The sequence below is a fragment of the Parasediminibacterium paludis genome, assembly GCF_042651445.1.
In the GTDB taxonomy this organism is placed as follows: domain Bacteria; phylum Bacteroidota; class Bacteroidia; order Chitinophagales; family Chitinophagaceae; genus Parasediminibacterium; species Parasediminibacterium paludis.
The window spans coordinates 27,130-54,104 of record NZ_JBHSDC010000016.1 but is presented as its reverse complement, the minus strand read 5'-3'; the positions used below and the strand labels follow the sequence as shown (position 1 = coordinate 54,104).

23 protein-coding genes are annotated in these 26,975 nt (G+C 35.7%); 10 read left to right on the top strand and 13 right to left on the bottom strand.

The genetic code is table 11. The annotated features are described in order from the left end of the window. Nucleotides 1-5 precede the first annotated feature (5 nt). The 3 genes from ACFOW1_RS09140 (at nt 6) to ACFOW1_RS09130 (ending at nt 4,016) form a co-directional block, all read left to right on the top strand. Nucleotides 6-1,349, top strand: coding sequence for a TolC family protein (locus ACFOW1_RS09140; protein ID WP_379013759.1), 1,344 nt, complete (start codon nt 6-8; stop codon nt 1,347-1,349). Nucleotides 1,350-1,417: 68 nt separating this feature from the next. Further along, nucleotides 1,418-2,779: an efflux RND transporter periplasmic adaptor subunit gene (locus ACFOW1_RS09135; protein ID WP_379013758.1), complete on the top strand. Its 1,362-nt coding sequence runs from the start codon at nt 1,418-1,420 to the stop codon at nt 2,777-2,779. 226 nt (nt 2,780-3,005) lie between these two features. After that, nucleotides 3,006-4,016: an NAD(P)H-dependent glycerol-3-phosphate dehydrogenase gene (locus ACFOW1_RS09130; RefSeq protein ID WP_379013756.1), complete on the top strand. Its 1,011-nt coding sequence runs from the start codon at nt 3,006-3,008 to the stop codon at nt 4,014-4,016. A gap of 36 nt (nt 4,017-4,052) precedes the next feature. On the opposite strand, the gene ACFOW1_RS09125 is transcribed toward ACFOW1_RS09130, so the two are convergent. Continuing rightward, a complete protein-coding gene (locus ACFOW1_RS09125) occupies nt 4,053-4,784 on the bottom strand; it encodes a YjjG family noncanonical pyrimidine nucleotidase (protein ID WP_379013754.1) in 732 nt (243 codons plus the stop codon). Between the two features lie 35 nt (nt 4,785-4,819). Here ACFOW1_RS09125 and ACFOW1_RS09120 point away from each other — a divergent pair, with 35 nt between their 5' ends. Then, entirely contained in the window at nt 4,820-5,557 is a 738-nt protein-coding gene (locus ACFOW1_RS09120; protein WP_379013753.1) for an SDR family oxidoreductase, read from the top strand. Between the two features lie 48 nt (nt 5,558-5,605). Here the strand turns inward: ACFOW1_RS09120 and ACFOW1_RS09115 are convergent, their stop codons facing one another. Next, entirely contained in the window at nt 5,606-6,748 is a 1,143-nt protein-coding gene (locus tag ACFOW1_RS09115) for an esterase-like activity of phytase family protein (RefSeq protein ID WP_379013752.1), read from the bottom strand. 161 nt (nt 6,749-6,909) lie between these two features. Between ACFOW1_RS09115 and ACFOW1_RS09110 the strand changes: the two genes are divergently transcribed. The 4 genes from ACFOW1_RS09110 (at nt 6,910) to ACFOW1_RS09095 (ending at nt 11,776) form a co-directional block, all read left to right on the top strand. After that, on the top strand, nt 6,910-8,433 hold the full coding sequence (locus ACFOW1_RS09110; protein WP_379013750.1) for a M28 family peptidase: 1,524 nt from the start codon (nt 6,910-6,912) through the stop codon (nt 8,431-8,433). Between the two features lie 120 nt (nt 8,434-8,553). Next, complete coding sequence (locus ACFOW1_RS09105; protein WP_379013749.1) at nt 8,554-9,390, top strand: universal stress protein; 837 nt, start codon at nt 8,554-8,556, stop codon at nt 9,388-9,390. A gap of 64 nt (nt 9,391-9,454) precedes the next feature. Continuing rightward, entirely contained in the window at nt 9,455-10,153 is a 699-nt protein-coding gene (locus tag ACFOW1_RS09100) for an RsmE family RNA methyltransferase (RefSeq protein WP_379013747.1), read from the top strand. A gap of 24 nt (nt 10,154-10,177) precedes the next feature. Then, a complete protein-coding gene (locus ACFOW1_RS09095) occupies nt 10,178-11,776 on the top strand; it encodes a L,D-transpeptidase family protein (protein ID WP_379013745.1) in 1,599 nt (532 codons plus the stop codon). A gap of 4 nt (nt 11,777-11,780) precedes the next feature. On the opposite strand, the gene ACFOW1_RS09090 is transcribed toward ACFOW1_RS09095, so the two are convergent. The 5 genes from ACFOW1_RS09090 to ACFOW1_RS09070 are packed head-to-tail and all read right to left on the bottom strand — an operon-like array spanning nt 11,781 to nt 16,820. Beyond that, complete coding sequence (locus ACFOW1_RS09090) at nt 11,781-12,296, bottom strand: ribosome maturation factor RimM (RefSeq protein WP_379013744.1); 516 nt, start codon at nt 12,294-12,296, stop codon at nt 11,781-11,783. Between the two features lie 49 nt (nt 12,297-12,345). Continuing rightward, complete coding sequence (gene uvrC, locus ACFOW1_RS09085) at nt 12,346-14,160, bottom strand: excinuclease ABC subunit UvrC (protein WP_379013742.1); 1,815 nt, start codon at nt 14,158-14,160, stop codon at nt 12,346-12,348. A gap of 35 nt (nt 14,161-14,195) precedes the next feature. Then, nucleotides 14,196-14,777 carry a hypothetical protein gene (locus ACFOW1_RS09080; RefSeq protein WP_379013741.1) on the bottom strand — a complete coding sequence of 194 codons (582 nt, stop codon included), beginning with the start codon at nt 14,775-14,777 and terminating at the stop codon, nt 14,196-14,198. A gap of 27 nt (nt 14,778-14,804) precedes the next feature. Beyond that, nucleotides 14,805-16,226 (bottom strand): outer membrane beta-barrel protein, encoded by a 1,422-nt coding sequence (locus ACFOW1_RS09075; protein WP_379013739.1) that lies wholly within the window; start codon nt 16,224-16,226, stop codon nt 14,805-14,807. A 12-nt stretch (nt 16,227-16,238) separates the two neighbouring features. Next, on the bottom strand, nt 16,239-16,820 hold the full coding sequence (locus ACFOW1_RS09070; protein WP_379013738.1) for an RNA polymerase sigma factor: 582 nt from the start codon (nt 16,818-16,820) through the stop codon (nt 16,239-16,241). Between the two features lie 274 nt (nt 16,821-17,094). On the opposite strand from ACFOW1_RS09070, the gene nadB reads away from it, so the two are divergent. Together nadB and ACFOW1_RS09060 are read left to right on the top strand one after the other, a co-directional pair. After that, a complete protein-coding gene (nadB, locus tag ACFOW1_RS09065) occupies nt 17,095-18,690 on the top strand; it encodes an L-aspartate oxidase (RefSeq protein WP_379013736.1) in 1,596 nt (531 codons plus the stop codon). Between the two features lie 55 nt (nt 18,691-18,745). Next, nucleotides 18,746-19,654 (top strand): lysophospholipid acyltransferase family protein, encoded by a 909-nt coding sequence (locus ACFOW1_RS09060; protein WP_379013735.1) that lies wholly within the window; start codon nt 18,746-18,748, stop codon nt 19,652-19,654. Here ACFOW1_RS09060 and cysS read toward each other — a convergent pair whose 3' ends face one another. From cysS to rlmD, 6 genes are all read right to left on the bottom strand, one after another. Beyond that, complete coding sequence (cysS, locus tag ACFOW1_RS09055; RefSeq protein WP_379013733.1) at nt 19,655-21,154, bottom strand: cysteine--tRNA ligase; 1,500 nt, start codon at nt 21,152-21,154, stop codon at nt 19,655-19,657. Nucleotides 21,155-21,296: 142 nt separating this feature from the next. Beyond that, nucleotides 21,297-22,409: an endonuclease/exonuclease/phosphatase family protein gene (locus ACFOW1_RS09050; protein ID WP_379013732.1), complete on the bottom strand. Its 1,113-nt coding sequence runs from the start codon at nt 22,407-22,409 to the stop codon at nt 21,297-21,299. A gap of 22 nt (nt 22,410-22,431) precedes the next feature. After that, on the bottom strand, nt 22,432-23,571 hold the full coding sequence (locus ACFOW1_RS09045) for an endonuclease/exonuclease/phosphatase family protein (protein WP_379013730.1): 1,140 nt from the start codon (nt 23,569-23,571) through the stop codon (nt 22,432-22,434). 4 nt (nt 23,572-23,575) lie between these two features. Beyond that, the gene (locus ACFOW1_RS09040) at nt 23,576-24,493 is read right to left on the bottom strand and encodes a rhomboid family intramembrane serine protease (RefSeq protein WP_379013729.1); all 918 of its coding nucleotides are present in this window, start codon (nt 24,491-24,493) and stop codon (nt 23,576-23,578) included. Nucleotides 24,494-24,538: 45 nt separating this feature from the next. Next, on the bottom strand, nt 24,539-25,330 hold the full coding sequence (locus ACFOW1_RS09035; protein ID WP_379013728.1) for a rhomboid family intramembrane serine protease: 792 nt from the start codon (nt 25,328-25,330) through the stop codon (nt 24,539-24,541). A gap of 51 nt (nt 25,331-25,381) precedes the next feature. After that, nucleotides 25,382-26,836 (bottom strand): 23S rRNA (uracil(1939)-C(5))-methyltransferase RlmD, encoded by a 1,455-nt coding sequence (rlmD, locus tag ACFOW1_RS09030; RefSeq protein ID WP_379013727.1) that lies wholly within the window; start codon nt 26,834-26,836, stop codon nt 25,382-25,384. Nucleotides 26,837-26,975: the final 139 nt, after the last annotated feature.

Genomic DNA, 26,975 nt, shown 5'->3' with positions numbered 1-26,975 from the left:
ATATTATGAAACCCGCATTTACACTCATTGCACTGGCATTTTTACTGCAACTAACTGCTCAAACCACTATCGAAAAATGGGATTTGCGCAAATGTGTTGACTATGCCATGAAGAACAATATTTCTGTAAAACAAGCAGATATTCAAGCTAGAATAGGTGCCCTGCAGCTAAAGCAAGCACAATTATACCAATATCCTACCGCATCATTTAGCACCAACATAGGCCCACAGTTTGGACGGTCTATCGACCCTACTACCAACGTATATACCAATACAGAGTTACTATCACAGAATTATGGTCTACAGGGTAGTGTGCAACTATTTAACTGGGGTAGGCTTAAAAACAATACCGCATCTCAAGATTTTAGTGCCAAAGCAGCATTAAAAGATATTGAAAAAGCCGCCAATGATGTGGCTCTTAACGTAGCTACTTATTATTTACAAATATTGGCTTCGAAGGAACAAGTAAATATAGTTGCCATTCAAATTCAACAAACACAGTCGCAATTAGATGTTACACAAAAAAAAGTAATAGCAGGCGCTTTGCCAGAACTAAATGCGCTAGAACTTGAAGCAAAACTAGCAACTGATAGCAGCAATTATATTGCAGCAGCATCTAGCTTTCAACAAAATGTATTACAGCTAAAAGCATTGCTCACCTTAGATGCAGCGGCTCCATTTGAGGTAGAAATTCCTGCCGCGGATAAAATACCACTTGAGTCACTAGCCGATTTGCAGCCTGAAACTGTTTATGCATTAGCCATCAATAATCAGCCGAATATTATTGGTAATCAATTAAGAATTAAAAGCGCAGAAAAAAGTGTTTTGTCGCTAAAATCGGCCCTATATCCAACTATTGGCGCCAGTTATTCTATTGGTAGTACTTACAATAACAAGGCAGTTAATTTCCTTAATGGTAATAAAATTCAATATTTCGACCAGTTGAGCCAAAACTTCAGACAAAGTGTGGGTTTGGGTGTTTCTGTACCAATTTTTAGTAATGGTACCAACAGGATTAATTACGAGCAATCGAAATTGACTTTGCAGAACTATAAAGTAACAGAAGACCAAATAGAACAAAAGTTGAAGCAAGACATTTACACAGCTTACACGAATGTGATTAATGCTTTACAAAAATTTAACGCGGGTAAAAAACAAGTAGAAAACAATCAGAAAGCGTTAGACTTTGCCACTAAGCGTTATGAAGTTGGCTTACTTAGCACTATTGATTTGATTACTATTCAAAATAATTTAGCAACAGCACAAATACAACAAATATCTAATCAATACGATTATGTATTCAAAATGAAATTGCTAGAGTTTTATAAAGGTCAAGGTTTAAAATTATAAGTGCTGATAACTCTGCAAATTACCAAAACAAAAACTCAGAATAACGGAACGATATAAATAAAATCATTATGAATAAAATACTCCTTTGGGTTATTATTGCTTTAGCAGTAATAATTGTTGCACTTGTAGGCTTAAAAATGAGCGGCGTAATTGGTAAAGAAGAAGGTATAAAAGTTGCTACAGACAAAGCGATTTTAAGAAACATTACCGAAACAGTTAATGCGAGCGGCAAGGTTTACCCAGAAGTAGAAGTAAAAGTAAGTCCAGATATTAGTGGCGAAATTGTAGAACTGCCTGTAAATGAAGGTGATAGTGTAAGGCGTGGTCAAATTCTTGCACGTATTTATGCCGACATTTACGCTACGCAGAGAGACCAAGTATCGGCGGGTGTTGCCCAAGCAAAAGCGCAATTAAGCAACTCCGCGGCTAGTATTGTAGGCTTAAAAGCAACACTAGATCAAGCAAAAGCCAACTATGATAGACAACAAAAGCTATTAAACGATAAAGTTATTTCTCGCTCAGAATTTGAAACGGCACAGCAGGCCTTTTTATCGGCTCAAGCCAATTATAATGCCGCCAAAGAAGGCTTGAAAAGTAGTGAAGCAACTATCAGAAGCAATGAGGCGCAACTTGCAAAAGCTGATAAAGACATGTCTCGTACCGTCATTACGGCACCAATGGATGGTATTGTAAGTTTATTAGCCGTGAAAAAAGGTGAGCGAGTGGCAGGTAATAGCTTTAATGTAGGTACAGAAATGATGCGTATTGCAGATATGCGCAGCATAGAAGTGCGAGTTGATGTGGGTGAAAATGACATTCCCAAAGTAAAAATTGGCGATACGGCCATTGTACAAGTTGATGCTTATTCTAGCAGAAAATTTACTGGTATTGTTTACAAAATTGCTAACCCTACCACTTCTACATCCACCACTTCTACCACAGATGTAACTAACTATAAAGTTCATATTCGCTTGCTTGAAAGCAGCTACAAAGACTTGATTATCCCTGGTAAAAGTTTTCCTTTTAGACCCAATATGAGTGCTAGTGCGGATATACAAACCAAAACTAAAAAGGACGCCTTAGCTGTGCCACTTAACGCGGTGACCACCAGAGACCCTAAGAGCGATGGTACAAAAGGTGATGAGAAAAAGAAAGAAACTACAACTGGAAGTAGCACTGATAAAACACCTACTGCTACCGATTTAGAAGAAGTTGTATTTGTGTTACAAAAAGATGGCAAAGTGAAAAAGGTAAAAGTAACAACAGCCATCCAAGATCTTACCAATATTGAAATTACAAGTGGTTTAAAGAAAGATGATGAAGTAGTTATAGCACCATACAATGTGGTAAGTAAAAGTTTAAAAGATGGCGATAAAGTAAAAGTTGTAGCAAAAGACAAACTTTATGATGATGGCAAGAAGAAAGAATAACTAGCTATATGTAACCAGCAGTTCTAGTACTACATAGCTGCAGTTTTGCGACTCACTTGTACGATTTTATCGCTATGTGAAAAGTGCTACTTTTAATTATTTAAGCAATAATATAACTATTTATAAAGGACAAAAAGGTGAGTTTTTTGTCCTTTTTTCTTTGGTAAAAAACACCGTGTTTAGCACTAGCTTTCGTATGTTTGTCTACTAACAAAATTCTTGTGCCATGCAATTTGGAATGATAGGAAGCGGTAGTTGGGCCACAGCATTGGCGAAAATTTTAACCGACAACGGTAATATCATTAATTGGTTCATTCGCAACGAAAAAAACATTGCATATCTGCAAAAGCGCAGACATAATCCCCATTATTTAGGGTCAGCTTATTTCGATACCAAACAGTTGCATCTTTCATGCAATTTAGAAGAAGTAGTTGCAAAGTCAGATGCTTTGGTAATTGCAATTCCTTCTGCGTTTGTAGCAGATGTATTAGCTAGCTTACCAAAAGATGCTTTTAATAGCAAAAAAATAATTTCTGCCATTAAAGGCTTGATGCCTCAAAATAACCAACTACTTAATGAGTATTTATACGATAACTTTACTGTGCCTTTGTGCAATTATTTTACCGTACTTGGTCCTTGCCACGCAGAAGAAGTGGCTTCAGAAAAATTATCTTATCTCACCTTTTCTGGTAAAGATGAACCAACAGCTAACCTTATCGCCAATAATTTTAAAACAGAATATTTAAATACCATTGTCAACCACGATATCATTGGTGTACAATATGCGGCTGTGCTTAAAAATATTTATGCCTTGGGTGCAGGTATAGCACATGGCCTAGAATATGGCGATAATTTCTTAAGCGTATATATTGCGAATGCCGCCGCAGAAATGGCTGCCTTTTGCCACAAACTTGTTTGGGATAAAGAAAGCGAGGAAGAACAACGCAGTATCAATTATTCCGCATCGGTTTATTTGGGCGATTTGTTGGTTACCTGCTATTCACTTTACAGTCGCAATAGAACTTTTGGCAACATGATAGGCAAAGGTTACAGCGTTAAATCTGCACAACTAGAACTCAATATGGTGGCAGAGGGCTATAATGCTAGCAAATGTATTTATCAAGCGAATGGATTACTGCAAGTTGATATGCCTATTGCCACAGCTATTTACCAAATACTGTGGGAACAGCAACCTGCCGACGAAGGTTTCAAATCGATAGAGAAAATATTGTTTTAGTTCTTGGAACAATATCATTGAACGTTTTTAAAGATGCTAGAAAATATCCTCTAGCATTTTTAAATGTGTTATTTCGTAAGTAGCTTTTATGTGCGGCTGTGCATTAATATGATTAACAAATACTGTATCAATTCCCGCATTAATACCACCTTGAATATCTGCGTCTAGGTTATCACCTATCATAATACTTTTCTCGGGTAAAGCATTGGTTTTTGTAAATGCATAATCAAAAATATCCTTGCTTGGCTTTAAGCTATTGCTTGTTTCCGAAGTAATCATTTCTTTAAAATAGCCGTCAAGCTTACTGTTAACAAGTTTTTTCCTTTGTGTAGCTTCAAAACCATTGGTAATTAAGTGTAAGTCGTATTGCCTTTCTGTTAGGTAATCCAATATCTCAAAGGTGTAAGGAAATAAGTTTGTTTTAGTGGGTAAAATGGTTAAGAACGCTTGACCCATTTCTCTTGACAAAGGTTCGTCTGCTATTTTAAAGTCAAGCAAGGTTAGCCACATGCGTTTCCATTTAAGTTCGTCTTGCTTAATAAAACCTTTGTGATATTTGTCCCAAAGGCGATTATTATGTTCATTATATCTTTCAAAAAATAATTCAAAATCGTCAATTCCTTTCTCGCCTAGCTGGTGGGTATCGTACAATTCGGCCAATGTGGCTTTAGAATTCATTTCAAAATCCCAAATGGTATGGTCTAAATCAAAAAAAAGATGTTGGTATTTACGATTAGGGTTAAACAAAGGTTGCTGTAAGTGGCTCATACGATATGTTTGCAAAAACAATTAAATTTACTAGAATGAGTCAGCAAAATACATCGGATACAACAAACAGCGGCAAAATAATTGTGATTACTGGTGCATCTAAAGGTTTGGGTAAAGCTATTGCCAAACAATTTGCCGCCGCAGGCTATACCTTGCTTGTATGTGCAAGAGGCGAATTGCAATTGTATAAAATGATGGAAGAACTACTATTAGAATTTCCTGATTGTACCATTAAAGCCATGCCTGTAGATATGAGTGTAAAAGAAGAAGTGAAAGCTTTTGCCACATGGTGCTTACAATATGGCATACCAGATATTATAATAAATAATGCTGGCCAATTTTTTCCAGGCTCAATTCATAACGAAGAAGACAGTCTGCTTGAGCAAATGATACAAACCAATTTATATAGCGCTTACCATTTAACACGAGCTTTATTACCAACCATGATTGAAAGAAAAAGTGGCAGTATTTTTAATATTTGCTCAATCGCTTCGCTGCAAGCCTATGCCAATGGAGGTAGTTATAGCATTAGTAAATATGCGTTACTTGGCTTTAGCAAAAACTTGCGGGAAGAGTTAAAACCACATGGCATCAAGGTTTCGGCAGTAATGCCTGGCGCCGCTTACACAGATAGTTGGATAGGTAGTGGTGTAGAAGAAAGCCGCATTATGGAAGCCAATGATATAGCCAAAATGGTATTTGCAGCATCGCAATTATCGCCGCAAGCTGTAATGGAAGATATTGTACTTAGACCCCAATTAGGTGATTTGTAAGCATCTTCTATCCTTGCCAAGTTTTTAAAACTTGGCAAGTGTAAAATCCTACGGTATGATTTCAAATAGAAAAAACTGTGTTTTTTCAAATACTGCAAAATTGTTATCTGCAACACACACAAGTGTACGATGACCATTCGGTAAGGTAGGACCAAACGTCATCCCTTCAACATTGTCTGTAAAAACACCCAAACTATCAAAGTTTAAAATAAGGCGTTTAGTAGCTGGAGTAAATTTAGTATGCCTTTGGAGTGATGGATTATTGCGAATATTTGTGGCGTTGTTTAAATCAGCCTCATAAATTTTAATGGTACAAGGCAATCTACCAGTTGAGAAAGAGCGCTCCATTACCAATAATTTATTGCTGCCAATGCTTAAAATATCTGGCACACCATTTATTTTAAAAGCATCTACAGGTGTAGCTGGATATGCAATTGGGTCTAGTTTATAAGCATATTGTTTAAGCTGTTTTTTTGTAACTGCATCATATTTAAAAATACGAATCCAAGCAGTAGTATCGGTAAGCATCGCCCTTGGACCATCTTCATACAGCGGCTCTTCTACATTTACATACAATTGCTTGTAATTATTGGTAAATGTTAGACCTTCTAGCACGCCATTTTGCCTCGGGCCTTTTTCAAATGCGTGCATCAGTAATTGCGATGGTAAATTAAAAGTATCAATGTATTTACCATCGATAGTAATAATAGTTATTGCAGGATTTTCTAATACTGTATCTTTTTTGTTTACAATGCGCTCACCTTCGCTGGTCCAAATTAATTGCTTTGTTAAAGGATTGTAGCGAATAGCTTCGGGGTCAGGAGTTTTGGAGGGGTTCTGTTTGCTATTGGGATATAACGTCCCATCTTGTTGGTGTAAAAATGTTACATCTACAAAAGCCACACTATCTATGCCTTTAGCGCTTGTAAATAATTTAGCGGTGTATAATCTTGCTGCATTAATACTACTCCTATCATCACTAATAATATAGTACAAATTATTGGTTGCATCGTAATCAATACCGCTTAAGCCGCCAATAGTGGTATTTTTAAATTGCAAATTGTGCGGCGCATCTATTTCACCCAATAGCTTAAGCGATGAAATACTTGTAATAGTAGGCTGTTGTATTTTTTTAGTGGCTGTACAAGCGACTAACAATACGCTTAAACTAATAACAGTTAAAACCTTCATGCAATAAATTGAGTTTCAAAAATACAGATACTGGAGAGCTTTTAGGGAAACTTAAGGCGCATTCTTTCCCATTCATCCAAAAAAATTATGCGCCAATGCTTACAGATGTTATCTTTCACATTCGCTACTATCGATAGTAACGCTAATTTTAATATATAATCATGAAGAAACTACTGTTTACACCGATGCTATTGGCTTCCATGTTTGCCATAGCACAAAACAGTGATGACGCTGCTGCAAAGTTTGCAAGCACTATCACTGCCAAGTCATTAAAAGAAAAATTGTCTGTGATTGCTAGTGCCGAATTTGAAGGCAGAGAAACGGCAACACCGGGTCAAAAAAAAGCTGCGGCCTATATAGAAAGTTTGTTTAAAAAGTTTGGTTTAAAGCCAGGGAATGGCGATAGCTACCAGCAAGTGTATCCCGTATATCAAGATGAATTACTGGGTGTAAAACTTTCTGTTAATGGCAAGCCTTTTCAACTAGATAAAGACTTTACTTTTACTGTACAAAGCGCTGCGAGTGGTGTAAGTAATATCAATGAAGTGGTATTTTTAGGCTATGGCTTACCTGAAGACTTTGCGAATATTGATGTTAAAGGCAAAGTGGTGTTATTTTTAGATGGTGCACCTGCCGATTATAAACCAGCGGCAAATGCACCTACACGTAGAGGTGGGCCTACAGCTTTTTTTGCAAAAGCGGGTATGGCACGTACCAAAGGTGCAGCAGGTGTGGTACTAATTTCGAATAGTTTTCCTAGAAAAGTGGCTACTGCCACCAAAGGAGAGATGTATTTAACAAAAGCTACCAGCAGCTTTACTACTGTTACTGTTTCTGAAGAAATTGCTTCTGCTTTACTTGGTAGAACGTCTACTTTATCAATTGACAAACTGAAAGAAGTAAATAAAGGCACTTACTATGCTGAAACCAAATTGGATGTAAATAAAGTAACTACCAATCTGGAAAGTAGTAATGTGATTGGTATATTAGAAGGCACTGATAAAAAAGATGAGTATGTGGTATTGAGCGGCCACTACGACCACTTAGGTAAACGTGATATGGTTATTTACTACGGTGCAGATGATGATGGCAGTGGCACGACTAGCGTATTACAAATGGCAGAAGCTTTTGCAGCTGCTAAAAAGAAAGGTAATGGCCCACGTAGAAGTATTATATTCTTGGCTGTAAGCGGTGAAGAAAAAGGTCTTTGGGGTTCTCAATATTATTCTGAACATCCGCTATATCCTTTGGCAAAAACAAGTGTTGACCTAAATACTGACATGGTAGGTAGAGTAGATACTGAACGTAAAACTGGCGATACTACTAACTACGTTTATGTTATAGGTCATGATAAATTAAGTAGCGACTTACCCATCATTAATGAGGGTGTAAATAAACAGTTCACCAATCTTACATTGGATTACAAATACGATGACCCTAACGATAAGAACCAAATTTACTATAGAAGCGACCACTACAATTTTGCAAAAATGGGCGTACCTATTTTATTTTTCTACGATGGCATGTTGTTAGCAGATTATCACAAACCAACAGATACAGTAGATAAAATTAACTTTGAGCTTATGGAAAAACGTGTAAAAATGATATTTCATACAGCTTGGGTAATGGCCAATAGAGACCAAATGTTAAAGAGAGATATTCCTTTAAATATGCCTAGTCGCTAGTATTAAGAACATGATTTTAAACACCCTTTTCTATGACAGAAAAGGGTGTTTTCGTTTAGCTATAAGAAGTAACTTTACGTAGTTAATTTGTACAATTTTACTTCACATAACATCATCATTATGAAAACGATTCTCATCCCAACCGATTTTTCTGCCACCTCAAAAAATGCTGCCTTATACGCTATTGGGCTAGCAAAACAAGTAGGTGCTACCAAACTAGTGCTCTATAATGCTTATGAAGCTGTAATACCATCTATTTCTATCGATCCTACGGTACCCTCTATTATGCCGCTAGATATTGAAACATATAAAAATATTAGTGAAACTGGTTTAAAAACCTTTACAGCGGCAATCAGCCACGCTTGTGATGCAAGCATCACTATAGAACAACTTTGCAATCTTAATACCCTAGTCAATGGCATTAGCGAAGCAGTTACCGAAACGGGCGCAGATGTAGTAGTAATGGGCATTACAGGTGGCAATGCATTGGAAGAAAGCTTAATTGGTAGCAATACCGTTGATGTGGCTAAAGCGATTACTGTACCAATGATTATTGTGCCACCAAATGCAGTATTTGAAAATATTGAAGAAATTACATTGGCTGTAGATCTGAAAAAAGTAGCTTCCACAACACCTGTAGAGCCCTTGAAAAAACTACTCGCAATATTACAAGCTCAATTTTTTGTACTACATATAAATGATGGTGAAGATGATGCAGATAAAGACACACAAATGACAATGCTAAATGAAGTACTAAAAGACTACAATCCTCAATATTTCTTTGTAAATAATATTTCCTTTATTGATGGGATTAACGACTTTGTTGACTCAAAAAATGTGGACTTATTGGTAACCATTCCTAAAAAACATGGTTGGTTCGAAATGCTATTTAAACGCAGCCATACCAAACTATTAGCATTTCATAGCCATGTGCCTTTAATGGTAGTACACGATTAAATTGTGTATAAAAAATCTAGGAAAGTCTCTTTAAATAGAAGCTTTTTTGATAATCTTGTTTGTGATGGCATTACCTTTTTTTTATCAACCAGAAATAGCAACAACATCATCTGTAATCCTTAGCGAAGAGACGAGTAAGCATTGTGTGCAAGTGTTACGCATGAAAGAAGGCGAACATATGCAATTAACTGACGGTAAAGGCAATGCTTACACTGCCGCAATTACTAAAAGCGACAAAAAACATTGTACTGTAGCTATAGAAAGTACTAGTTTTTTGCCAGCAGCAACAAAGCAGATAAGCATTGGTATTTCGTTACTTAAAAATGCGAATAGATTTGAATGGTTTTTAGAAAAAGCGACTGAGATGGGTGTTACAAACATAATACCCTTGTTGTGCAACAGAACCGAACGCCAACATTTTAGATTTGACAGGATGCATAGTATTGTTATTGCTGCAATGTTACAAAGCCAGCAAGTATGGCTACCGATTTTACATGAGCCAACCAATCTATCAAACGTTATTGAACTAAGTAATGCGCAGCAGAAATTGATAGCCCATTGCGAAGCAGGTGATAAAGCGACAATATGTGGCTTAGATATTGCTAATGATGTACAAATTCTTATTGGCCCTGAAGGGGATTTTTCAATTGCTGAAATAGAAATGGCGTTGCAACACAATTATCAGCCTGTAAGCTTGGGTAATACTAGGTTACGAACAGAAACTGCTGGTGTAGTGGCAGCGGCATTATTGGTAAATGCTTAATTTTAAAAAAGAATATATAAGCTTATGCGAAAAGTGCTTCTTGCATGTTTGGTTGTTAGTGCTGTAATAATGGGTTGTAAAAATAAAATAAGAAAAATTATTACTACAGATACCTCTATTAACGAGCAAACCTCGTACAACAATTTATTTTTAGATAGTATGCAGCTAGATAAATTTATGGCGAGTGACAGTGGTTTGGTAAAATTTAAACAAGATTTTTTTGACTTTTACAAACATCGCAATTACGAATTTGCCTGGTTCGACACTGGCGGCCTTATTGAACAATCGCATAATTTCTATAATTTACAAAACAGTTACATTACTGATATCAAAGACAGTAGTATTTTTAGCCAAGACTTGCAAAAACTCTATGAACAATTTAACAATCATAGCTTTCATCCAAATGCAACAGATGCTTCTGTAATTAAAGCAGAACTATTGTTGACAGGACAATTTTTTAAATACACTTCTAAAGTGTATCAAGGTAGTGATATCAATGCAACAGAATTAGGATGGTTTATCCCTAGAAAAAAAATAGATGTGAAAGCTGCCCTAGACTCTATGATGAAAACCAAGGGTAAAGGCTTAGATGATTATGAACCATTAAACGCAGATTATAGGCAACTTGAAAAGTATTTATTACAATATTATGCGCTGAAAAACAATGCTAGTTGGGATTCTATTGCTACAGCAAAATCGCTAAAAAAAGGCGACTCAAATAGTGTTGTTCAGCAAGTGAAAATGCGTTTAATTGCTTTTGGTGATTTGGCGATGACTGACACCTCGCGGAAGTTTGATACGACATTACAAATAGCAGTGAAACAGTTTCAAAAACGTTATGGTTTAAGCGCTACAGGGCAAGTGGGTGCCGCAACTTTTAAAGAATTAAATAGACCAATTGACACTTTAATTCGGAAAATATTGGTAAATATGGAACGAGCCAGGTGGATGTTGCCAGATACGTTAACTACCGACCATTTAATTGTAAATATTCCAGAATATAAACTACACGTATATGATTCTGGTAAGTATAGTTTCAATATGAACGTAGTGGTGGGTACAGCAGCTAATAGTACGGTCATTTTCAATGGTAAATTACTATATATCGTGTTTAGCCCTTATTGGAATGTAACTGAAGACATTACCAAAAAAGAAGTAATACCAGCTATGAAACGCGACCCGAATTATTTGGCAAAAAACAATATGGAAATTACTGGCTACAATGGCAAAATTCCAGTTGTAAGGCAAAAACCTGGACCATCTAATTCTCTTGGGGGTGTAAAGTTTTTATTCCCAAATAGCTACAATATTTATCTGCATGATACACCTAATAAAGAATTGTTTTCAGCGTCTAAACGTTCTTTTAGTCATGGTTGCATAAGGCTAGGTGAACCAGCCAAACTAGCACAGTTTTTACTGCGTAGAGATACCCTATACACTATGGATTCTATCAAAACCTTAATGAAACTATCGAAGGAAAAGTGGCTAACCATTAAGCCAACAGTACCTGTAACCATAAAATACTTTACAGCTTGGGTAGATAGAGACGGTTTACTAAATTTTAGGGATGATATTTATCACCATGATGCTAAAATGGCCGATAAATTATTTGCAAAGAAGTAGGCTATTATTGATAGATATCTAATAAACCATCTGGTAAAAATAAATGTACTTCTTTGGCTTTTCTATCAATGCGATCAATGGTTTCCTCGTGTAAAGGAATAAGGGCTTCATTGCCATTGTAATTTATTTGTAACAACACTTGATGCGGCTGTTCTATCACCTCATCAATTACACCTATTGCTGTACCATCATCAAAAATAGTAAAGCCTAACAATGAGATAGGGCTTGCATCGCCAGCCAATCTTCTAAAATCTGCATCTAGCAACCATACTTGCTTTTGCACCAGTTTCTGCGCTTGTTCTTTAGTAATAACACCTTCAACTTCTATATAAGTCTCATCATGAGATTTAGCTTTTGATGCTACTAGAAAATAAGGCAAATAGCTATCTTTCACTTCTTCTATAAAAATCGCCTCAACATTTTTAAGAACTAATTTTTTTGCTAAGCCGTGTTTTAAAATAAACTCGCCTTTTAACCCAAAAGGTGCAACTATTTTACCTATATTGATGTATTCCGTCATGGTTGTGAAAAGTGAAACGTGAAAGCCTATTAGTAATAACTTCTCGCCATCAACTAATTTGATTAGTGTTAAAATGCTGCAATATCAATTTTGCTTTTGATAAACCTACAATTTCAGTAAGCTCTTTTTCCGTTTTAGTTTGAATATTTTTAACTGACTTAAACGCTTTTAATAAATCGGTAGCCGTTTGCTTACCAATACCTTTAATTTCTTCAAGCTCGTTTTTAAAAGTGCCTTTACTACGCTGGTTTCTATGGAATGTTATACCAAAGCGGTGTACTTCATCACGAATACGTCTAATCAGCTTTAAACTATCACTATCCCAAGGTAGTTTTACTGATTCACTTTCACTTGGAAAAAATATTTCTTCTTCATTTTTTGCAAGCCCAACCACTGTCATTTCTCCTACTAAATTCAGTTCTTCCAAAGCCTGCATGGCGCTGCTTAATTGCCCTTTACCACCATCTATAATTACCAATTGTGGTAGTGCTAAATTTTCTGTCGTCAATCTTTTATAACGTCGATACACTACTTCTTTCATGGTAGCAAAGTCGTTGATACCTTGTACTGTTTTTACGTTATAGTGCCTGTAATCTTTGTTACTAGCAATACCATCTTTAAAGCAAACCATGGCACTTACAGAGTAGGCGCCTTGAAAATTAGAGTTATCAAAACACTCAATGTGCACAGGTGCTTCTGGGAGTTGTAAATACTCTTGTAACTCATACAATACATTTTTCTTTTCCCAATCGCTCTTGCCTTCTAAGTGTAGAATTTTCTTTTTCCTTATTTCTTCTTGGTAATAGTTGACATTCTTCAAGCTCAAGTCTAACAACTTCTTTTTATCACCTGCTTTTGGTATAGTAATCGTGATATTTGGGTCTATAACTTCTACCTCAAATGGTACAATAATTTCGTTACTAAGGCTATTAAAAGTTGCTCTCAGATTGGCAATAGCAAAGCTTAAAACCTCGGCTTCTGTTTCATCTAATTTAGGCTCAAGTTGTACGGTATGCGTTTGTACAATAGTACCACCTTGCACCATCAAATAGTTTACGTAAGCCGTTTGTTCGTCTTTAAAAATTGAATACACATCTAGATTGGTTAGGTGCTTACTCACAATAATACTTTTCGCTTGATAGCTTTCTAGATGCTCTAATTTTTTCCGCATCATTTCAGCTTTTTCAAACTGCATATTACTTGCATAGTCAAGCATTTGCACCTTGTATTTACTAATAACGGAACCTAAATTGCCCTTCAATAAATCACGCATTTGCTGAATACCCTCGTTGTAATCTTCCAATGTTTGTAAGCCTTCACAAGGACCTTTACAATTACCCAAATGGTATTCTAAGCATACTTTAAACTTGCCTTTCTGTATATTGCTTTCTGTAAGGTTAAGCTTACAAGTACGCAGTGGTATGTATTGTTTAATAAAATTTATCAACTCTCTTACTTTGCCAGATGAGGTAAATGGTCCCAAGTATTCTGAACCGTCGTTGAACTTTCTTCTTGTTAAAAAAATACGGGGATAAGGCTCTTTTTTGATAACGATAAAAGGGTACGTTTTATCATCCTTTAAGTTAATGTTAAACCTTGGTTGGAACTGTTTTATTAATGAATTTTCTAATAAAAATGCATCTTGTTCGCTATCTACAATGGTAAATTCTAAACGGTGAATACGCTGAACTAATTCGTGGGTTTTATAACTTGTAAATGTTTTTGAAAAATAAGAACTTGTGCGCTTTCGCAAATCTTTTGCCTTGCCTACATACAACAATTCGTTACTAGCATCGTAGTATTTATAGATACCTGGCTGGTGTGGTATGGTATGTGCTATATTTTGATATTCTTGCTGCGTCATTTCTTCAATCTTCTCTTATAAACATTCTAGTAATCTTAGTTGCTATCATTCCAATTTACATACTGCTGTTCGGTATATTTGGTACCATCTTTTTTAATTACCGATTTTGTAATGGTAAAACTCATATTGGCTTTCCAACTATATAAAACAGTTGTAGATGAATCTTTGTTGTTTAAAATTTTTCTTATAAAAACGCGTCTTACATGGTTTGTCTCTTCGTCAAACAACACATCAATACTTTGTATGGGTAAATCTTTCTTGGAAGTGCTATAATTTAGGGTAATACTTTTAGTAGAATTATCGTTAAATGCCACTTCTTTATAAGCTTGCTTTTGTACGCTATCACTAATATCACAAGCAATAAATTGCTTTGCAAGCAATGCAAAAAGCGTTTTGTCTATTGCACTAGAGTCTTTAGTACCATTGGGTTTAGAAATAATTTGATAAATGGGATATGGTGTTGTTTCTAACGTTTTAATCTCGCTTGTAAAAAAGTTAGCGATACTAAAAAAATGTGTGGTATCGGTATTATTAGGTTCAACTTTCGTGGAATTATTTTTACAGCTATAAATACTGAAAATACTCATCAGCAATAGCAACAGAACATTTTGTTTCATGTTGCAAAATTATTCGTTCAGCTATAATTAAAGTCCTTGGATAAAGCCAATTTTTACACCATAATCTAATCGGTATTCTTTAATCGGGTAGGCGTCGTTGTAAGTAGGTAAATGTTGATAGCGTACTTGTGGGCCGATATAAATTTTGGCACCATTTATTTTATAGGTCAAGTTAAGGTTAAGTGCTGTATTCATGTTCCATTTCCTAAAGAAAGATTCACCATTTGCGTAATACTTATAATCAGTAGAAATCAGATACACACTTTTATTAAGGGTAAATGTAGGCTGCACAGACGCGCCTACACTTACACCAAGTTTTTTACCATCAAAAGCCGCCCATTCTACACCTAACGGCAGTGATAGTTGATATAATCTATTATCCAACTTGGTTTCAGAGTAGCTGCTGCCAGCACTACCAAATCTACTATAAAAAGTTAAGGAATCTAGCCGATTGTTTTGTATTATAGCAATGGTAGCAATGCCATAGGTTTGGTAGGCATCAATATAATATTGTCGAATATTAAACTGCAAACCAGCTTTAATTACTAGCCTTGGCGTAAGATTGTAACCAACAGCAATGCCTGCCTCTAAGCCCAATGCTGGTTTATGTTTAACTGCATTACTAAGTGTTGTTGTACTACTGTTGCTTATGGCATTTGGTATGCTAGTAGTAGTATACTGGTCTCGCACTTTATCATCTTCTAAGTTTCTATAGCTTTTAGATGGAGTGGCATAAATATCATAAGTCCACCTTGCACTTTTTCTAGTTGTTTTCATTTTAAGCAGTGTAGCAAAATAGTCCTTATACACATCATCAGTCATGTCTGCTTTGGAAGCATTGTTATCAGATTTATTATCACTTTTATCTGCTTCAGCGTTAGGTGCGGTAGTTACTTCATCTTTAGCAGGCATTGTTATTAATGGCAAATTTTCATCTTTGGTAAAAGACAATCCAGTGCTGGTTAATCCATTTTCTTTTACAGCAAGTGGCCTACGAACTTTATCTGTCATTATAACTGATGGCTTTGCTTGAATTTCTACAACTGGTTCTGTTGGCACAATTGCTGCTAAAGCCGCTGCTTGTTGATGTTTTGCTATGGCAGCAAATGTTTTAGCAGTAATTTTTTGAGAAGAGATACGAGATTCTAAATCATCATCTTTAGCCATACTTGCAATAATAGCGGCCTCTTCTTTTTGATGTGCTAGCTGAACACTATCATTATAGTGTGCTTTAGCTAAGATATTATCTGGTGGATAGTTTAAAAAAGTAGTAACACTTAGTCCAATAACAATAAGAAAGGCCACAATTGTAAGCGCGGGCCAGGATTTCTCCTTTTGCACTTGCTTACTAATATTTGCCCAAGCAGCATCTGACGCAAACATTTGGTGCTTGTCTGTTTCGTCAAGTAAAAACTGTTCAAATGCGTCTCTGTTATTTTGGTTATTCATACACCTCTATCATCATTTGTTTCTTATCGCGGCCATCCAATTTAATTCGGGCTTTGGATGTTCAATAATTCTTTTCTTAACCAATATGGTTTCAAGCATTGCTTTTGCTCTCGTATATTGGCTTCTACTAGTACTTTCACCTATTTCTAGCATCTCCCCTACTTCCTTGTGGCTGTATCCTTCAATCGCGTATAAGTTCAATACTGTTCTATAACCTAGTGGTAATAATCTTATACATTCAACCACTTGCTTGGCTTGCATAATAGAAGGTATTGACTCTTCTTTTACAAACAAGTTATTGGCATAATCCAAATCTATATGCTCATTAAACTTCTTGTATTTTTTTAGAAAATTAATACAAGTATGCACCACTATTCTACGAATCCAGCCTTCAAAAGCGCCTTTATTTTGAAAGGTGTGTATTTGCGTAAACACCTTTATAAAAGCCTCTTGAAGCATATCTTCAGCATCTTCTCTGTGCTGTGCAAATCGATAACAAACACTTAGCATCTTTGGGCTGTACATATTGTACAACTCTCTTTGGGCTAAAAAATCGCTTTGCAAACAACCTTGTATTATGGTTTGTTCCGTCATCGGGGTAATGTTTTCACCCGTAATATAGACATTTTTATGAACCAAGCGCTGCTTTGTCAATTATTTTAAAAAAAATCAAAAAAATTTTTTAAGCAAGATTTACACTATTATTCTATTGCTTTCCTATTGCATAATTAACAGCTATATTGGTATAGCTTTACCTACTTTCATTCTAGTCAACAATTCAAATAATTTTAGGTTATTATTTCTACCAGCCTTTCTAAATTTGCAGGCTTACGCTTTTTTATTTCAATAGCAATTACATACATTATACATGCAAACAGATTTTTTAGTTATTGGTAGCGGTATTGCAGGGCTTACGTATGCTTTAAAAACCGCTAAAGCACATCCAGATAAAAATATTGTTATAATTACTAAAACCCAAGCCGACGAAACCAATACCAAATATGCGCAAGGCGGTATTGCGGGTGTTTGGGACGAAGAAAAAGATAGCTACGACAAACACATAGAAGACACTTTGATTGCAGGCGATGGTTTATGTAACCCTAAAACAGTAGAAATAGTAGTAACCGAAGGCCCTGAACGTATAAAAGAAATTATAGAATATGGTGCAAGATTTGATAAAGATGCCAATGGTGACTACGCTTTAGGCAAAGAGGGCGGTCACAGCGAAAACCGTATATTACATCATAAAGATGTGACAGGTAAAGAAATGGAAAGAGCATTGTTGCACGAACTTCAAAATACAACCAACATACAATTGCTTAACCATTGCTTCGTAGTAGATATTATTACACAGCACCATCTTGGCTATTTAGTTACAAAATCTACTACTGATATTACTTGTTTTGGAGTGTATGTTTTAAACCTACAAACCAATAAAATAGATACCATTTTGTCGAAAATTACCTTATTGGCAACAGGGGGAAATGGGCAAGTGTACCGGACTACAACTAACCCTCGGATAGCTACCGGAGATGGTGTAGCCATGGTGTACAGAGCAAAAGGCAGAATAGAAAATATGGAATTTATACAGTTCCATCCAACTGCTTTATACCAGCCAGGCGAAAGCCCTTCTTTCTTAATTACGGAAGCCGTTCGTGGTGATGGTGGTATACTTAGAAACAAACAAGGCGAGGCATTTATGGAACGTTACGATGCACGTAAGGACCTTGCGCCACGTGATATTGTTGCAAGAGCCATAGATAATGAGATGAAGAAAAATGGTACAGAACATGTGTACTTGGATTGCAGACATATGGACATAGATAAATTCATTCACCATTTTCCAAACATTTACGAAAAATGCTTAAACATTGGTATAGATATAGCTAAAGATATGATACCTGTTGCACCTGCTGCGCACTACAGTTGTGGTGGTATTAAGACAGACGAATACGGCAGAACATCTATCCAAAATTTGTACGCCTGTGGTGAGTGTGCTAGTACGGGCTTACATGGCGCCAATCGCTTAGCTAGCAACAGTTTGCTAGAAGCTATGGTATTTGGTCATAGATGTTATTTAGATACAGTTAATCGTGTAAATGATATTACGTTTGAAACTGGTATACCAGAATGGAAAATTAAAGGCACAAGCGAGCCAAAAGAAATGATTTTAATTACACAAAGCCGCAAAGAACTTGAGCAAATAATGAGCGACTATGTTGGTATTGTGCGCACAGATATGCGTTTAAAACGTGCTATGAAACGCTTAGATTTATTGTATGAAGAAACAGAAGAACTCTATCGTAATACCAAAGTATCACCACAATTATGCGAGCTAAGAAACCTGATAACTGTGGGCTATTTAATAGTTAAAGGCGCAGAGTTTAGAAAAGAAAGTAGAGGTTTGCATTATAATACAGACCACTTAGAAAAAAGCGCTTTATTGCAGAATATAATTCTCTAAAAAGAGCATAGATGTTGGTTAGCTGATGATAGTATTCTGATTACAACCAACGACTGTGAACTTACAACCGACAACCTATATGTACTATCTGATTTACGCCATATTTTATTTACTGTCTTTACTACCTTGGTTTATTATTTATCTAATAAGCGACGGCTGTTATCTTCTTATTTATTATGTGTTTAAGTACCGCAGACAAGTAGTGGTGGATAATTTAAAGCTTGCTTTTCCTGATAAAACTGAAGCCGAAAGAACGCAGATTGGTAAAGCCTTCTACAAGGGCTTTACAGATAACTTTGTTGAACTAATTAAGCTGGTATCTATTTCAGAAAATGAAATGAAACAACGCTTTGTGATTAATATAGAAGTTGTAAATGCATTAGTAGCTGAACATGAGCGTGTACACTTAATTACTGGTCATTATTTTAATTGGGAATTTGCAAATTTAGCAGTTGGTCTCATTAGTAAGTATCCGTTTGTAGTTGCCTATAAGCCCGTATCCAATAAAGTATTTAATAAATTAATGTTTAATATTCGCTCAAGGTTTGGAACGAAACTGGTTTCAGCCACCAATTTTGCAAAAGATTTTCAACCCTATGCCAAAAGTAAACATGCCCTTATTTTAGTAGCCGATCAAAATGCAGCTAATACATCTAAAGCCTATTGGGTAGATTTTTTTGGCAAGAAAGTACCATTTGTAAAAGGCCCTGAACGTGGTGCTAAAATGGGTAATTTACCTATTGTTTATACACATTTTTACAAAGTAAAAAGAGGCTACTATAAAGGTGTTTTTGAATTAATTACTACTACTCCAAACGATTATAAAGATGGCGAATTAACCAAAGTACTCATCAAAAAAATAGAGGATTCTATTAAACAAGAACCCTCTAATTATTTATGGAGTCATCGCAGATGGAAACATATATATAATCCCGAGAAACATGCGCGTCTTGCCGTAGATTAATTACTCAATGACATAACTCATATCACCACCTTTCTCGTCTTTAATAAGCACCCCAAGCGTTGCTAACTCGTTACGAATGCGATCGCTTGTAACAAAGTCTTTTTTAGCCTTTGCATCTTTACGCAAGGTGATCAATAATTCCATAATGCCTTTCAACTTATCGCCACCAGTAGCTTCTTGTTTGAGGCCAAAAATATCTTCAATAAACGCCTTCATTTGTTGTTTTAGCAATATTATTGTTGCCGGCTGCAATGCCTCAATAGTAAGGTGTTTATCTTTAATGCCATTAATAATTGGCACCAACTCAAACATATTAGCAATCACTTTTGCAGTGCTAAAATCATCATCAATAAACTCATCAAATTCTGCAATTAACTTATTCACTTTTGCATCTAATTCTGAGTCTCTCATTTGCCAATCACCTACTTCAAACTTATTCAAATTATCGTAAGCTTCCCATAGGCGCTTGAATGCTTTTTCTGATGCTTTCAAAGCTTCGTTTCCAAAATCCAATGGGCTTCTATAATGGCTTTGCAAAATGAAAAAACGAATGGTCATAGGGTGATAAGCCTGCTCTAGCAAAGGATGATTACCAGTAAATAACTCGCTAAGCTTAATCACATTATTATAGCTTTTACCCATTTTTCTACCATTAATGGTAATCATATTGTTATGAATCCAATACTTTGCCATGGTTTTATGGTTGCAAACAGCACTTTGCGCTATCTCACATTCGTGGTGTGGAAATTGCAAATCCATACCACCACCGTGTATGTCAAATTCATCCCCCAAATATTTATTACTCATAGCACTACACTCAATATGCCAGCCAGGAAAACCATCACCCCAAGGGCTCGGCCAACGCATAATATGTTCTGGCGGTGCATTTTTCCATAAGGCAAAATCAGCTTTATTTCTTTTCTCTTCTTGGTTATCAAGTTCTCTTGTAGTATCTAATTGATCTTCCAAATTTCTGCCGCTAAGCATCCCATAAGGCATCCCAAGTTTAGAGAAATCGGTATTATATTTTTCTACATTAAAATATACCGAGCCGTTTACCACATAAGCATAGCCATCTTTAATAATTTTCTCAATCATGACTATTTGCTCTACAATATGCCCAGTGGCTGTTGGTTCAATACTTGGCGGGATGGTATTAAATTGATCCATCGCCCAATGGAACATATTGGTGTACTTCTGCACCAATTCCATTGGCTCTAATCTTTCTAATAATGCTTTTTTGCTGATTTTATCTTCCGCTTCTCTACCTTCTTCTTCAAAATGGCCAGCATCTGTAATGTTACGTACATAACGCACTTTATAACCCAAATGTAATAAATAGCGATGCACCACATCAAATGTTACATACGGTCTCGCATGGCCTAAATGACTCTCGCCACTAACTGTAGGACCGCAGACATACATGCCTACTCTACCCGCTGTAATGCTTGTGAATATTTCTTTTTTCCTAGTTAATGAGTTATATACTTTTAGAGACATGATGGTCTATTAGTGGTTTTAAAATAATGTAACATAAAAACGTCAAGGTAAAAGCGCTACAAAATTAGCGGAGGGCTGTATTAACAACAGCAACAATATAGGGTGTAGAAAATTCTCATCTCAGTGCGAATATAAGAAGATGCTATTTAGTTTTTAACATCAAGTCTGTAACCAACATAATATGATCACTCAATCCTTCATCTACCATGTCAAACTGCAATACATCAAATTGTTTGTCAGCCAAAACATAGTCAATACGCAACGTAGGTGCGATAGAAATAAAGGTTCTTCCAATACCAAAACCTTTCTTTAAAAACGCATCTTGTTTATCGCCTTTGATCGTAAAATATGTATAACTATTAGGCACATCGTTAAAATCGCCACAAATAATAGTTGGGTAAGGACTTTGCGCTGTTGCATCTTTCACCATACCAGCTTGTATGCCCCTTCTTTGAAACGCGGGTTTCATTTTATTAAATACATTTCTTGAGGCGTTTAAAGCATCTTCTTCTTGTTCTTTTATTTTATCAATATTATCATAATCGTTTTTCTTAAATTTAAACGATTGTAAATGGGTTGTATAAACCCGAATCGTATCTTTTCCTTTCAATATATCTGCAAAAATTAAGCTTTCAGCTTTTGGGTAATTGATTTTACCAGTATCAATGATGACAAACTTTGAGAAAATAATACAGCCAGAAAAATAGCCACTAGCATTTCGTTTATAATCCTTAGAAAAATAATAATAAGGATATAAGTTTTTAAACAAGCCGATATTGTTGCCTGCTTCAGTTTTTGAGTGGTTAAATTCTTGTAAACAAATAACATCTGGATTTAGTCGTTTGATACTTTCGGCAATATCGTTAGGTATTAGCTTTTTTACTTGTTTATTAGTAGATAAGCCATTAAAACTTTGTACATTCCAATCTACAACGCGCAAGGTATTTTCTAATTTTTCAGGATTAAACACGGCTTTAAAATGATAGGCAAATACAGCATCAACTTGCCTGTATCCAATTGCTAAAACGAGTATTGGCAATAAAGCCCATTTAGGTTTTGCATACAACCAAAAAACTACCGTAAATATGAGTGATACAATTAAAAAAGGCGCAGCTAAACCAGCAAAACCAACCCACCAAAACTTTGCAGAGCTAATAAAAGGCACCAAACACACATGCAAAAAAGCAATACTCAGTAAAATTGTGAATATAAGTATGGTAGTTTTAAAAATAGAACGTCCCAAATTTTTTGCCATACACTAAAGTAAGTAAAAAAAGTTATGGCAATGTAATATCTGTTACCAATGGAAAATGATCAGATGCTTTTAGCTTGGGGCTGTAGTGTTGTACTACTTTTAACTCTGGCGACAATAAAGTTACATCTATTCTTAATGTGTTTGATAGCCCATCGTAAGTGGAACCCCAACCAAAGCCTTTTTGCAAAAAAGCATCTTGCAAACCGCTACTAATATGGTGATACACATAGCTAGATGGCACAGAATTTAAATCGGCGCAAAACACAAATGGTATAGGCGATTTATTGAGTTGTTGTTTTACTATTTGCGCTTGTTTTACATGAAAAGAATCGAAAATAGCAATGCGCGCAAGTTTGCTTTTATTGAGTAAAATAGCCGTATCATCTTGAATAAACGTATAATTTAAACCTGCATTTTTTCGTTCTGCCGTTAGTTGCATAGAGCTTAAATGTGTGTTGTAAAAGCGCACTTTTTTCTGCCCGATCAAAATTTCAGCATAAGCAATATGCTCGGGGAAATCTTTAGAATCATAAGCTGTTCTGCCAGTATCTACAATTGGAAATCTAGAAAAAATAATGCTACCATATATATCTTCTTTTGAGGGCATGCTTTCCGATTGCCTATCAATTGAACAGTAATAATATTGATAGCCCAACGAATCTTTAATATATAAAAGACTAGAGCGATAAGTTGCATCGTTTGGATAATTACGAAAATCTTGCAAACAAATAACATCTGCGTTTATCATTTTTATAAATGCCAATGTCTTTTGACGTGGGCTATTAGCAGTATCTTTCAGCCTTTCAGACGGCGTAAACTCGTTTACATTCCAAGACAATAATCTTATCGTTCCTTCTGGTTTTTCTTGCTTAAAAGTTATAGTAAACGGATGAAAGCCTGTCGTGCTAATGATATTTTTTGTACCGATTAATAAAAGAACACTAAAAATCCATGCATATTTCTTGAAACAAAAAAAAGCAAGTAAGCTTGCTAATACCATTGCCAATAATATAAAGGGGAAACCTAAAGCTAAAAAAGTGAATAGGCTACAATAAATAGGGTTAATAGCAGATGTACAACTTGCTGCAATGTAAATAACAGTCGTTGCTAGGATACAGATTTTAATTGTTTTTTTAAAAATTGCTACAATTGCTTTTGCCATTAGGTTATAATTCTTCTTTACTGGCTCGCTTCAGAAATTCTTTTTCTTCGTTAGTTAAAAAATGGTACCCTTCTCTATTAATTTTATCTAATATTTCATCTAGCTTTTGCTGTGTAAGATTAGGTGTTTTTACAAATGGTTTTGAATTTGTTTTGTAAAACAATCTGTCTTTTTCTTTTTTTACGGTGTGCTTTTTTTCTGGATTAAATAAATCATCTAACCATTGCCAGAAGCTAATCATCCAAGCACCCAAATCATTGCCTTTTTGTAATTGTTTTACATAAAAAAAGCCCATACCACCTGCCGCTAAATGCGCCATACCAATACCAGCCTTACCGTTTCCTATTGAGGCAAAATCTACCGCAACAAACACGATGGTAAGCACCCAAAGTGGTATGCCACCATTTATCAGCGGAAAAATACGATAATCTGGCGATAAAGTTGTAGTTGCAACCGCTACAGCCATAATACAGGCGCTAGCACCCATCATATCTGGCATATCATCAATATTTTTGGCAAGTGCTGGGAAAATATTATTGGTAAATACAAAAAAGAAAGCACCCACCACACCACCATAAATATAAATTGGTATCAACTTTTGATTACCTGTTAAATCTTGCAGAATATATCCAAAACTCCACAACCATAGCAAGCTGCCAATTAAACTAAATACACTAAAATGCGTGAAAAAACTAGAAAAAATAACCCAAGGCCTTACAGACAATTTTTCCAAAGAAGCTGGTAGAGTATACCAATTTAGTATCTGACGCTGAAATAATTCGTCTGGGATATCTGATAAACTGTAAACAATTTTTAAGAAATTTAGAATAATAAATACACTTGCATTGATAATAATTAGCCATGTAAGGGCGTTGCTATCTTGTCCTAAAAGCGGTATCCGTCTTTGTTTATACTCACTCACTTGCTAAAATATTTTATAATAAGTTATTGCTATTTATTTACACTATTAATAAAACGTTTGACGGTTGTTTTTGTTCCAAAAATAAACGAGCAAAAAACCAACCAATGCGCCGCCTAAGTGTGCCACATGCGCTACATTATCACCTGCCGAACTACGAACAGCTTCCATAAATTCGAAACCAGCGTACAACAGCACAAACCATTTCACTTTAACGGGAATTAAGAAATACACATACAAATAAGTATTGGGAAACAAATAAGCATAAGCCGCTAAACAGCCAAAAACTGCACCTGATGCACCAATGGTTGCTTCGTTTAATCGTAATTCAAGTACTTGCGAAGCAACATTATAGCTATATGGAACATCCTGTGCTGCTTGAAAATATTTAGTAATAAAAATTTGAACTGAGTTGGTGTCGTTCGCGGATATAGATTTAAACGCATTTATCATCACTTCATTTTCAAAATAAAGTACACCCAAATGACAAAATGCTGCACCTAAACCACATACTAAATAAAAACCTAAAAAGCGTTTAGAACCCCAAGAGTTTTCTAGCGTAGCACCAAACATCCACAATGCAAACATGTTGGAAAGAATATGGCTAAAGCTACCATGCATAAACATGTGTGTAATCAATTGCCATGGTTTAAATAATTGGCTTTGCCAAGTATGTAGTGCAAACCAATCGTCAAAGGCAAACTCCTTACTTAACGTTATTTGTGCTAAATAAACGAGTGCATTAATAATCAATAGATTTTTAATAACCATTGGTAATACTTCAAATCTGCTTGGTCTAAATTGCATAAGCCCATAATCCCTAATGGGAAGTTTTATCAAACTTTTAAAAAATTTGATGATTAAAGAATATATTATTTCTATTAAATGCTTTTATACCCCTTCAGGGGCAAGTGGCATTTTCAATTTCAACTGCACTACATTTTCTATATGATGCGTATGTGGAAACATGTCAACTGGCTGAATTTTAGTTACCGCATATTTTGCATCCAACAACGCTAAGTCTCTTGCCTGTGTTGCAGGATTGCAACTCACATATACCATTGTTGGCGCAGCTATTTCTAGCAATTTATTTACTAGTTTTTCATGCATGCCGGCCCTTGGCGGGTCGGTAATAATAACATCTGGCCTACCATGTGTATCAAAAAATGCATCGTCACAAATATTTATCACATCGCCCGCCGTAAAAAAAGAGTGGCTAATGTTGTTTAACGCTGCATTTTCATGCGCATCTTTTATCGCATCTTCAATTAATTCTACACCAATTATTTTTTTTGCCTTATTACTACAAAAAATACCAATACTACCAGTACCACAATACAAATCGTATAAGGTTTGTGTACCATCTAGCTCGGCAAAACCTCTTGTAATTTGATATAGCTTTTCGGCTTGCTTGGTATTGGTTTGAAAGAAAGATTTTGGGCTAATTTTAAACTGAAAATCTTCTAACTTTTCTATGATATACCCCTTTCCATACAATGTTTCGGGCTCTAAATCGTAAATGCTATCGTTAAACTTACGGTTGATGGTTACCAATAAAGTGGTTATTTGAGGAAACAAACCCAACAAATGGTCTTTCAACTGTGTTTGCATTTTTTTATCCTCAAACCCCAATACAATATTTAGCATTATTTCGCCAGTAGTAGCAATACGGATGACCATATTGCGCAACCAACCTTCATGCGCTTTTACATTGTGAAACGAGTAACCATTGTCTTTTGCAAATGCTACAATGGCCTTGCGAATGAAGTTAGTTGGTTCTTCCTGTAAATGGCAAGTGTCTATTTCTACTACTTTATCAAACTGCCCTTTTGCATGAAAGCCAGCCGCACCGCTCATATTGTTAATCTCGTCTTCTGCCTTACCTTCTGCTCTCAATTGCTGAAACTCATCTTTAGGTATAAAGCGCCTAGTAGCAAAAGTGTATTCAATCTTATTACGATATTCTTTGGTAGCCTCTGCACCTACTATTGGTAGCATTTCTGGCAAAGCCACTTTACCAATACGACTTAAATTATCAGCTACTTGCTGTTGCTTAAAAACCAATTGTTGCTGGTAAGGCAACATTTGCCACTGACAACCACCACATACACCAAAGTGTGAACAAAATGGTGTAACACGCTGCGCTGAATACTTTTTAAACTGCAAAGGATAAGCGTCTGCCCAGTCTTTTTTGTTTTTACCCAATTGAATATCTACAATATCGCCAGGTACCGTGTGTTCTATAAAAATCACTTTGCCATCTACACGGGCAATGCTTTTGCCTTCGGCAGCATAGCTTTCTACCAACACATCTTCTAAAATAACTGGCTTCTTAAATTTTCTCACTCGTGTTGTTTAATAATATATTAATATATTGTAAAAAGCTACTTGCGTTCACTTTTTTGGAACTCTAGTCCGCTTTTTAGTTACCTGAGTTCGCTACAACGAACTCAAGTTTACTTTTTTGGAACTCTAGTTATCTTTT

Coding starts and splice junctions, on each gene's coding strand:
- ACFOW1_RS09140 (WP_379013759.1), top strand. CDS start 6: ATGAAACCCGCATTTACACTCATTGCACTGGCATTTTTACTGCAACTA.
- ACFOW1_RS09135 (WP_379013758.1), top strand. CDS start 1,418: ATGAATAAAATACTCCTTTGGGTTATTATTGCTTTAGCAGTAATAATT.
- ACFOW1_RS09130 (WP_379013756.1), top strand. CDS start 3,006: ATGCAATTTGGAATGATAGGAAGCGGTAGTTGGGCCACAGCATTGGCG.
- ACFOW1_RS09125 (WP_379013754.1), bottom strand. CDS start 4,784: ATGAGCCACTTACAGCAACCTTTGTTTAACCCTAATCGTAAATACCAA.
- ACFOW1_RS09120 (WP_379013753.1), top strand. CDS start 4,820: ATGAGTCAGCAAAATACATCGGATACAACAAACAGCGGCAAAATAATT.
- ACFOW1_RS09115 (WP_379013752.1), bottom strand. CDS start 6,748: ATGAAGGTTTTAACTGTTATTAGTTTAAGCGTATTGTTAGTCGCTTGT.
- ACFOW1_RS09110 (WP_379013750.1), top strand. CDS start 6,910: ATGAAGAAACTACTGTTTACACCGATGCTATTGGCTTCCATGTTTGCC.
- ACFOW1_RS09105 (WP_379013749.1), top strand. CDS start 8,554: ATGAAAACGATTCTCATCCCAACCGATTTTTCTGCCACCTCAAAAAAT.
- ACFOW1_RS09100 (WP_379013747.1), top strand. CDS start 9,455: ATGGCATTACCTTTTTTTTATCAACCAGAAATAGCAACAACATCATCT.
- ACFOW1_RS09095 (WP_379013745.1), top strand. CDS start 10,178: ATGCGAAAAGTGCTTCTTGCATGTTTGGTTGTTAGTGCTGTAATAATG.
- ACFOW1_RS09090 (WP_379013744.1), bottom strand. CDS start 12,296: ATGACGGAATACATCAATATAGGTAAAATAGTTGCACCTTTTGGGTTA.
- uvrC (WP_379013742.1), bottom strand. CDS start 14,160: ATGACGCAGCAAGAATATCAAAATATAGCACATACCATACCACACCAG.
- ACFOW1_RS09080 (WP_379013741.1), bottom strand. CDS start 14,777: ATGAAACAAAATGTTCTGTTGCTATTGCTGATGAGTATTTTCAGTATT.
- ACFOW1_RS09075 (WP_379013739.1), bottom strand. CDS start 16,226: ATGAATAACCAAAATAACAGAGACGCATTTGAACAGTTTTTACTTGAC.
- ACFOW1_RS09070 (WP_379013738.1), bottom strand. CDS start 16,820: ATGACGGAACAAACCATAATACAAGGTTGTTTGCAAAGCGATTTTTTA.
- nadB (WP_379013736.1), top strand. CDS start 17,095: ATGCAAACAGATTTTTTAGTTATTGGTAGCGGTATTGCAGGGCTTACG.
- cysS (WP_379013733.1), bottom strand. CDS start 21,154: ATGTCTCTAAAAGTATATAACTCATTAACTAGGAAAAAAGAAATATTC.
- ACFOW1_RS09050 (WP_379013732.1), bottom strand. CDS start 22,409: ATGGCAAAAAATTTGGGACGTTCTATTTTTAAAACTACCATACTTATA.
- ACFOW1_RS09045 (WP_379013730.1), bottom strand. CDS start 23,571: ATGGCAAAAGCAATTGTAGCAATTTTTAAAAAAACAATTAAAATCTGT.